Annotated in this window: 5 protein-coding genes; all 5 read right to left on the bottom strand. The window is 67.9% G+C overall.

Annotated features, from left to right (window positions below):
* Positions 1–285: aldolase/citrate lyase family protein (locus Y705_RS0114500; protein WP_253908639.1), on the bottom strand; the 285-nt coding region annotated here is incomplete at its 3' end.
* Between the two features lie 93 nt (positions 286–378).
* Positions 379–1,902, bottom strand: a complete 1,524-nt coding sequence (locus Y705_RS0114495) for an FAD-dependent monooxygenase (protein WP_026533376.1) — start codon at positions 1,900–1,902, stop codon at positions 379–381.
* Positions 1,903–1,913: 11 nt separating this feature from the next.
* Positions 1,914–3,671, bottom strand: coding sequence for a malto-oligosyltrehalose trehalohydrolase (gene treZ, locus Y705_RS0114490; RefSeq protein WP_026533375.1), 1,758 nt, complete (start codon positions 3,669–3,671; stop codon positions 1,914–1,916).
* Positions 3,668–5,986 carry a malto-oligosyltrehalose synthase gene (gene treY / locus Y705_RS0114485; RefSeq protein WP_026533374.1) on the bottom strand — a complete coding sequence of 773 codons (2,319 nt, stop codon included), beginning with the start codon at positions 5,984–5,986 and terminating at the stop codon, positions 3,668–3,670. Before treY ends, treZ begins: the two co-directional genes overlap by 4 nt.
* Before the next feature lie 33 nt (positions 5,987–6,019).
* On the bottom strand, positions 6,020–8,206 hold the full coding sequence (gene glgX, locus Y705_RS20300) for a glycogen debranching protein GlgX (protein ID WP_049822826.1): 2,187 nt from the start codon (positions 8,204–8,206) through the stop codon (positions 6,020–6,022).
* Positions 8,207–8,358: the final 152 nt, after the last annotated feature.

Raw genomic sequence — 8,358 nt, 5'->3', positions numbered from 1 at the left:
TGCCACAGCGGCCTCGGCGTGCTCCGCGGTGTCGATCAGGGGCACGATGACGCCGTCGGCCCCGGCGTCGAGCGCCCGCCCGATGAGGGTGGGATCATTCGCCGCCACCCGGACCAGCACGGTGGCGAGCGGATCGCGGCGCAGGGCGAAGAGGTCCCGGAGGCTGCGGTCGTCGAAGTGGCCATGCTGCGCGTCGAGGCCCAGCCAGTCGAAGCCGGTGTGCTCGAGTTCTGCGGCGGTGCGGGCATCGCCGAGGGTCACCCATACGCCTGATCTCGTGGTCATGAAGCCATTCTCGCCGATGCCGCCCCGGAAGTTGAGCACTTGTGGTGGGTGTGCAGGCCGGACACCCACCATACGTGCGCAGAGTCCGAAACGTCAGAGCGCCGTCGGGAGCGCACCGCGCAGCTCCGAGACCGCTGAGTGGGCGGGAGCCGCCGACGCCACGAACCCGTCCGGCCGCACCAGGTAGAAGAAGCCATCCTGCAGCCCCTTGCCGGGTGCCGCGGGGAACCGGTGGACGGGGAGGTCGAGGGAACGCCCGACGGCGTCGGCCACGGGGTCGTCCATCCCGCCGTAGATGTGCACTTGCCATACGGCGTCCCGCAGCACGTCGAAATTGGTGCCGGTCCACGGCAACCGGCGCCCCACCACCCGCCCACGGCGGCCTCGGGCTGCGGCTTTTGCGCGGGAGCTCATCCAGTAGTGGATGCGGAGCTGGCCCAGATAGCCGGCGAGGCGCCCGGCAAGAGGCAGGTGCGGCAACACCCTCACGACGACGGGCAGCACCAGCCGCGGGACCAGCCTGCGCGTGAGCCGGGCGGGAAGGGCATTCGAGGTGAGATAACCGAACACCCGGTCGGTGGAGCGGACCAGGCGCCGGGCCACAGGGCGGCGCTCGGCGTCGTACCGGTCGAGGTACTCCTCGGGCGCTGCATGCCGAAGGACATCGGCGAGCTTGAACGCCAGATTGTGGGCATCCTGCAGTCCGGTGTTCATTCCCTGGGCGCCGACGGGCGAATGGAGGTGCCCGGCATCCCCGGCCAGGAACACGGCGCCGTCGCGGAACCGGGCCGCGAGCCGGTGATGCACGCGGTAGGTCGAGAACCACCGCGACGTGCCGTAGGTGACGCCGAAGACGGACGAGAGCCGAGCCTGTGCAACTTCCTCGGGAACATCGGCGTCCCCGGTGGTCGGAACGACGCCGATCAACCGGAACGCATCATCGCTGCCGGGCGAGGACTTCATCGGGAACGCGAGGAGGAAGTCGGTGGCGCCCTGACGGATATTGACCGATGCATCGGGCAACCCGCCCACAGCCAGCGCGTCGAGGACATAGAACGTGTACTCGTTGGTCACCCCCTCGAAGGGTATCCCCTTGAGGCGGCGGACCTCCGAGGATCCGCCGTCGCACGCCACGCAGTACCGCGCCTCGATGACGGAGGGACCCTCCGGCCCCTCGACCGACGCCGAGACGGTGCCCGTATCCTCCAGTCCCACCAGGCGCGTACCCCACAGCACCTCGCCACCGACGGCGACGAGATTCGAGCTGAGGATCTCCTCGTTGCGGCTCTGCTCAAGGAAGTACAGGCCAGGGAACGGCGTGAGACCGCGGCCGAGCTCGCCGAGCGGCACCGGTGCATAGGAGCGTTTCCCGTACCCCTGCCGCACCAGGCCGGCGTGCTGTGCCCGCTCCAGCACGCGGTCGGCAAGGCCGAGCTGGTCGAAGATCTCGAGGGTGCGGGACTGCACCCCGATGGCCCGCGATTCCCGGGTGGGCCCGGCCTTGCCGTCGATGAGCACGGCGTCGACACCGAGCTTCCGGAGCCAGTTCGCGAGCATCAGCCCCGTGGGGCCCGCGCCCACCACCAGGACGTCGGTGGTGCGGTGCGGGGTGTCCACGGGGTCGGCTCCTACTCTGCGGCCAGGGCCAGGATCAGCGACGCATGCGGCGGCAGCTGGATGGTGTCCTCCAGCAGGCCGACCCCGTCCACTGTGGAGAGCAGCACCTCGGCGTCGCCCGCCCGCAGCGGCACGGTGCGGAGCTGGTCGCTGAGATTGAGGACGACGGCGGTCCGACCCCGGTGGAGAATCAGCCACCGTTCGTCGTCGCTGTACTCCACGGAGATGCTGGTGAAGTCCGGATCCCGCAGTTCAGGGCGGTCCCGGCGCAGCTGGATCAGTTTCCGGTACGTCTCCAGCAGCTGACCCTGCTCCTGGTTGTCGAGCTCGGACCAGTCGAGTTTCGCCGACTCGAAGGTCGACCGTTCCTGCGGGTTCGGCACGTCCTCGGGCTTCCACCCCATACGCTCGAACTCCCGGAGCCTGCCCTCGGCGGTGGCCTTGCCCAGCTCGGGCTCGGGGTGTGACGTGAAGAACGGCCAGGGGGTCCTCGCTCCGTACTCCTCGCCCATGAAGAGCATGGGGGTGAACGGCCCTGCGAGGTTCAGCACTGCGGCCTGGGCCAGCTGCGCGGTGTTCAGCGTGGCGCTGATGCGGTCGCCTGCGGCCCGGTTGCCGATCTGGTCGTGGTTCTGTGTGCACACCACCAGCTGCAGTGGCGAGACCCGCTCGACGTCGATCTCGCGGCCGTGCTTCCGCTCGCGGAATGACGAGTAGGTGCCGTTGTGGAAGAACCCCTTCTCCAAAACTCTCGCGAGCGCTCCCACCGAGTCGAAGTCGGCGTAGTACCCCTCGGTTTCCCCGGTGAGGTTGACGTGCACCGCGTGGTGGAAGTCGTCGCTCCACTGCCCGGCCAGTCCGTAGCCATTGACGTCGCGCTCCTGGATCAGGCGCGGGTTGTTGAGGTCGGATTCGGCGATGAGGAACAGGGGCTTTCCGAGTTCGGCTGCCAGGGCGTCCGTCTCGGCGGCGAACTCCTCGAGGATGTGCACGGCGCGCTCGTCGTGGAGGGCATGGACGGCGTCGAGCCGCAGTCCGTCCACATGGTAGTCGCGCAGCCACATCAGCACGTTCTCGATCACGTAACGCCGCACCTCGTCGGAGAGCGGCCCGTCGAGGTTCAACGAATCACCCCAGGTATTCGACATGCCCTCGGTGAGGTACGGGCCGAACTGGCCGAGGTAGTTGCCGCTCGGGCCCAGGTGGTTGTAGACGACGTCCTGGATGACACCCAGCCCTTTCCGGTGTGCGGCGTCGACGAAGCGCTGGTAGGCGGCAGGGCCCCCGTAGTTCTCCTGCACCGCGTACCACAGCACGCCGTCGTACCCCCAGTTGTGCGTTCCGTTGAACGCGTTCACGGGGAGGAGCTCCACGTACTGGACTCCCAGCTCCACGAGGTGGTCGAGGCGTTCGACGGCGGCATCGAGGGTGCCCTCGGGGGTGAAGGTGCCGAGGTGCATCTCGTAGATCACGCCCCCGTTGGCGCCGGGCGAGACCCAGTCCGAATCCTGCCATTCATGGGCTGCCGGATCGAAGGTGCGCGAGAGTTCGTGGACTCCTCCCGGCTGCCGGCGTGAGCGCGGGTCCGGTACCGGCGAGTCCGATCCGTTGACGAGGTAGCCGTAGTCGACGTCGTCCGTGGTGGCGGAAAGACCGCCGGGGGCGGTCCACCAGCCGCCCTCGCCCTGGGTCATCTTCTGGGCGGTTCCGTCGACTAGGAGGGAAAGGGTCTCGGCACGCGGCGCCCAGACATCGAACCTGCTGCTCATGATGCGTCCTCCTGGACCAGTAGTGCTGCCGGGAAAGTGGAGAAAAGGTCGGCTGCACGCACGATGCCACCGCTCACTGAGGTGCCCGTGATCGCGCAGGTGTAGGAACCGTCGGGGAGGTGCACCGTGGTGTCGCCCCAGCCGCCACGGTTCTCGAGGCCGTACGGCAGCCGGGTTACCAGCACGACGGCGCCGCCCCGGTTGAACGCGAAGACGTGGTGCGCGGCGGAACCCGCGGCCTGCACGGCGGAGTAGCCGGAGAAGAGCTCGGGCCGGTCGCGGCGCAGCTTGAGCGCCCGCGACACCACCAGCAGTTTCGCTGCGGCGTCCTCCCCCACCGCGGGTATCGCCCCGAAATTGAGGTCCGTGAGTGCCTGCCGGCGCGCGGCGTAGTCCACCTCGCGGCGGTTGTCCGGATCCACGAGGGAGAAGTCCCAGAACTCGGTCCCCTGGTACACGTCGGGAACGCCCGGCATGGTCAGCTGCAGCAGTTTGGCTGCGATGGAGTTGGACCAGCCGTGACCCTCGAGGCGGCGGGCCATCGCGCTGACCAGGCTGTTGACCCGAGCGTCGTCGAACGCGGCATCCACCGCGCTGTGCATGGCCGCTTCGAACTCCTCGTTCGGCGCGGTCCAGTGGGTGCTCAGGTCCGCTTCACGCGAGGCCTTCTCCACGTAGGCGTGGGCCCGCTCGCGGCTCAGCGGCCAGGCGCCGATGAGTGACTGCCACATCAGCGGCGCGAAGGAGGGGTCCGAGATCGGTGCGAGGGCCTCGAGTTCGGCGAGGAGCCGCGCCCATTCGTCGGGCAGCTCGGACAGCACCGCGATCCGCGCGCGGGTGTCCTCGCTGCGCTTGGTGTCGTGGGTGCTCAGCGTGGTCATGGAGAGCGGGTTGTTGGTTTCCCGCTCCAGGAGGCGGCGGTGCATTTCCAGGGGATCGATCGCGAAGATCGAAGGATCCGCTCCCACCTCGTTGAGCGAGACCAGCCGGCTGTACCGGTAGAACGCGGTGTCCTCGACACCCTTGGCCATCACCATGCCGGAGGTCTGCTGGAAGCGCCGGGCCAGCGCGTTCAGCTCGGCGTCCGGCTCCCCCTCCAGGAACGGGTTGAGCAGCGGGTGGAGCACCTCGAGGGTGGCACCGAGCTCCGGGCGGCGCACCTGGGCGTCCCGGACGGCGTCGGCGAGGTATCCGGCGCCCTCGGGCAGGTAGCTCCGGTAGACGGGGAAGCAGGTCAGGAGTTCGGCGAGCGCATCGGCCGCCTCCGCCGGGTCGAGGCCCGCGCTCTCGGGCACCAGCCGAGCCAGGCGAAGTACCTCCGAGCGCAGGATACCGTCCGCGATCCCCCGCTTGGTGCCGTGGATCATCTCGTGGAACGGCTCCACAGGGACCAGTGCCGTGAGTTCGTGCTCTCCCGCGGGGTCGGTGAGGAGGCGGTCGACGTCGGCGAGCGCGTCATAGCCGGTGGTCCCCTCGCACTCCCAGTTTCCCGGCAGAACCTCGCCGGGCTCCAGGATCTTCTCCACCAGGACGTAGGCACCGCCGGTCAGCTCGCGGAGATCCTCGAGGTAACCTACCGGGTCGGCGAGGCCGTCGGGGTGGTCGATGCGCAGGCCGTCGATAAGGTCGTCGTCGAACCAGCTCCGCACCTGGCTGTGGCTCTCCTCGAAGACCCACGGCACCTCCACGCGGAGGCCTGCCAGGCTGTTGACGCCGAAGAAACGCCGGTAGTTCAGCTCGGTGTCGGCGCGGCGCCAGTTCACCAGCTCGTAGTGCTGCTTCGCGTGCACGTCGGCGGCGGTGTCCCCCGGGGAGAAGGTGCCTTCGGCGATGGGGTAGCGGTTGTCGTAGTAGCGGAGTTCGCCGTCCACCACCTCGAGTGCGTCTTCCTCGGAGTCCCCGTCCCCCAGCACCGGGATGCGGATCCGTCCGTCGGCGGCGTCCCAGTCGACGTCGAAGGCTTCGGCCATGCGGGAGCCGCGGCCTTCCTTCAGCAGCTGCCACCACCAGGCGTTGCGGGCGGGCGTCTCGATGCCCATGTGATTGGGCACGATGTCCACCAGCACACCCAGTCCCGCTCCGCGGGCGGCTTCGCTCAGCTCGATGAGGGCATCGCGGCCGCCGCGCGCGGGGTCCACGGTGGAGGGGTCGGTCACGTCGTAGCCGTGGCCCGACCCCTCCTCCGCGGTCAGGATGGGCGACAGGTACACCCAGTCCACCCCGAGGTCATGCAGGTACGGCACCAGGGCCGCGGCTTCCCGCAGGTCGAATTCGTTCCGCACCTGCAGCCGGTAGGTCGATTTCGGTGTCTTCATGCATGTCCTCCTGGGGAACTGGATGCAGGGTGGTTAGGCGGTGCCGGTCTTCGAGGTGACCTCATTGGCGAGGATGGCCAGCGACGCCGCCACCGAGTGGTCGAGATCCTCGGCTTCGGAGTGGGCGCGCAGGACCACCATCGATTTGCCCTCGACGGAAATCGTCTTGCCCGCTGAGATCGCAGCACTGTCGGCGAACTTCCCGGCAGTATCGATGACCTCGTCCCAGGCCGGTCCGTATTCCTCGGAGGGGATGGTGAAGTCGACGGCTTCGTCATGGGCGTTGAAGTACAGGAGGAAGTTGGCGTCGGTGATGCGCTGGCCCCGGGCGTCGCGCCCGCGGATCCCCTGCCCGTTGAGGAACACGCCGATCGAGCGGCCGAACCCGCTGTCCCAGTCCTCCGGCGCCATGAGCTCGCCCGAGGTGTCGAGCCACACGATATCCGGCAGCGCCTCGCCCTCGCCGCGGCGCACGGGGCGTCCGTCGAAGAAGCGCCGACGCCGGAAGGTCGGGTGCTCGGAGCGCAACCGGTTCACCGCGGCGGTGAATTCGAGCAGCGGCTGGTCCACCTTGTCCCAGTGCACCCAGCTGAGTTCGGAGTCCTGGCAGTAGGTGTTGTTGTTGCCCTCCTGGGTACGGCCCAGCTCATCGCCGTGGAGCAGCATCGGCACACCCTGCGAGAGCAGGAGCGTGGCGATGTAGTTGCGCTGCTGGCGGACCCGCAGTGCGTTGACCTCGGGATCGTCGGTGGGGCCCTCGACTCCGCAGTTCCAGGAGCGGTTGTGCGATTCGCCGTCGTTGTTGCCCTCGCCGTTGGCTTCGTTGTGCTTCTCGTTGTAGGACACGAGGTCGCGGATGGTGAAGCCGTCGTGGGCGGTGACGAAGTTGATGGACGCGACGGGACGCCGCCTGCTGTGCTCGTAGAGGTCGGCGGAGCCGGTCAGGCGGGCGGCGAACTCGCCGATGCTGGAGGGCTCCCCGCGCCAGAAGTCACGGACCGTGTCGCGGTACTTGCCGTTCCACTCCGTCCACTGCGGCGGAAAGTTGCCCACCTGGTATCCGCCGGGTCCCACGTCCCAGGGCTCGGCGATGAGCTTGACCTGCGAGACCACCGGGTCCTGCTGCACCAGTTCGAAAAAGGCGGACAGGCGGTCCACCTCGTAGAACTCGCGGGCGAGCGCGGAGGCCAGGTCGAAGCGGAATCCGTCGACGTGCATCTCGGTGACCCAGTAGCGCAGCGAGTCCATGAGCAGCTGCAGGGAGTGCGGGTTCCCGACGTTGAGGGAGTTACCGGTGCCCGTGGTGTCCATGTAGTACTGCTTGTCGTCCTCCACGAGGCGGTAGTAGGACGCATTGTCGATGCCACGCATGGAGATGGTGGGGCCCATATGGTTGCCCTCGGCGGTGTGGTTGTACACCACGTCGAGGATGACCTCGATGCCTGCCAGGTGCAGTTCGCGCACCATGGCCTTGAACTCCTGGACCTGCTCGCCCTGGTCGCCGCTGGAGTTGTACTTGTTGTGCGGGGCGAAGAAGCCGATGGTGTTGTAGCCCCAGTAGTTGGAGAGACCCTTCTCCTGGAGCGTGCTGTCGTTGACGAACTGGTGCACGGGCATGAGTTCGATCGCCGTGACGCCGAGCTTCTGCAGGTGGGCGATCACCGATGGGTGGGCGATGCCGGCGTAGGTTCCGCGCTGCTCCTCCGGGATGTCCGGGTGCAGCTGGGTGAGGCCCTTGACGTGCGCCTCGTAGATGACCGACTGGTGGTAGGGCGTGCGCGGCATGCGGTCGCCGTCCCAGTTGAAGAAGGGATTCACGACGACGCCGAGCATCATGTGCGGCGCGGAGTCCTCGTTGTTCACCGAGTGCTCGTCGCCGAAGTTGTAGCCGAACAGTGCCTGGTCCCAGTCGAGCTCGCCCGAGACCGCCTTGGCGTAGGGGTCCAGGAGGAGCTTGTTCGGGTTGCAGCGGTGCCCCTCGGCGGGGTTGTTCGGACCGTGGACGCGGTAGCCGTACTTCTGTCCCGGGGTCACCTGCGGCAGGTAGCCGTGCCAGACATAGCCGTCCACTTCCTTGAGCGCAACGCAGGTTTCTACGCCGTCGTCGTCGAACAGGCAGAGGACTACCGACTCCGCGATCTCACTGTAGAGCGCGAAGTTCGTTCCCGTGCCGTCATAGGTCGCGCCCAGGGGGTACGCGTCGCCGGGCCATAATTCCATGAGTGCTCCTTGTGGGGGTTTTCGATATTTCGAGGAAAGTTTAGTGGGATGCAGGACCGCTACGGATCCAGCCGCTCCGCGAGGAGGTCGGCGAGGACCGCGCCGATGTGGCGGGGCAGAGTGGAGACGACGACGGGCCCGGACTCCGCAGC

Origin of the sequence: Arthrobacter sp. H41 (genome assembly GCF_000520535.1) — a bacterium.
Classification (GTDB): domain Bacteria; phylum Actinomycetota; class Actinomycetes; order Actinomycetales; family Micrococcaceae; genus Arthrobacter_D.
Note: the sequence above shows the minus strand (reverse complement) of the source record. Positions and strands in the feature narration are given on the sequence as shown.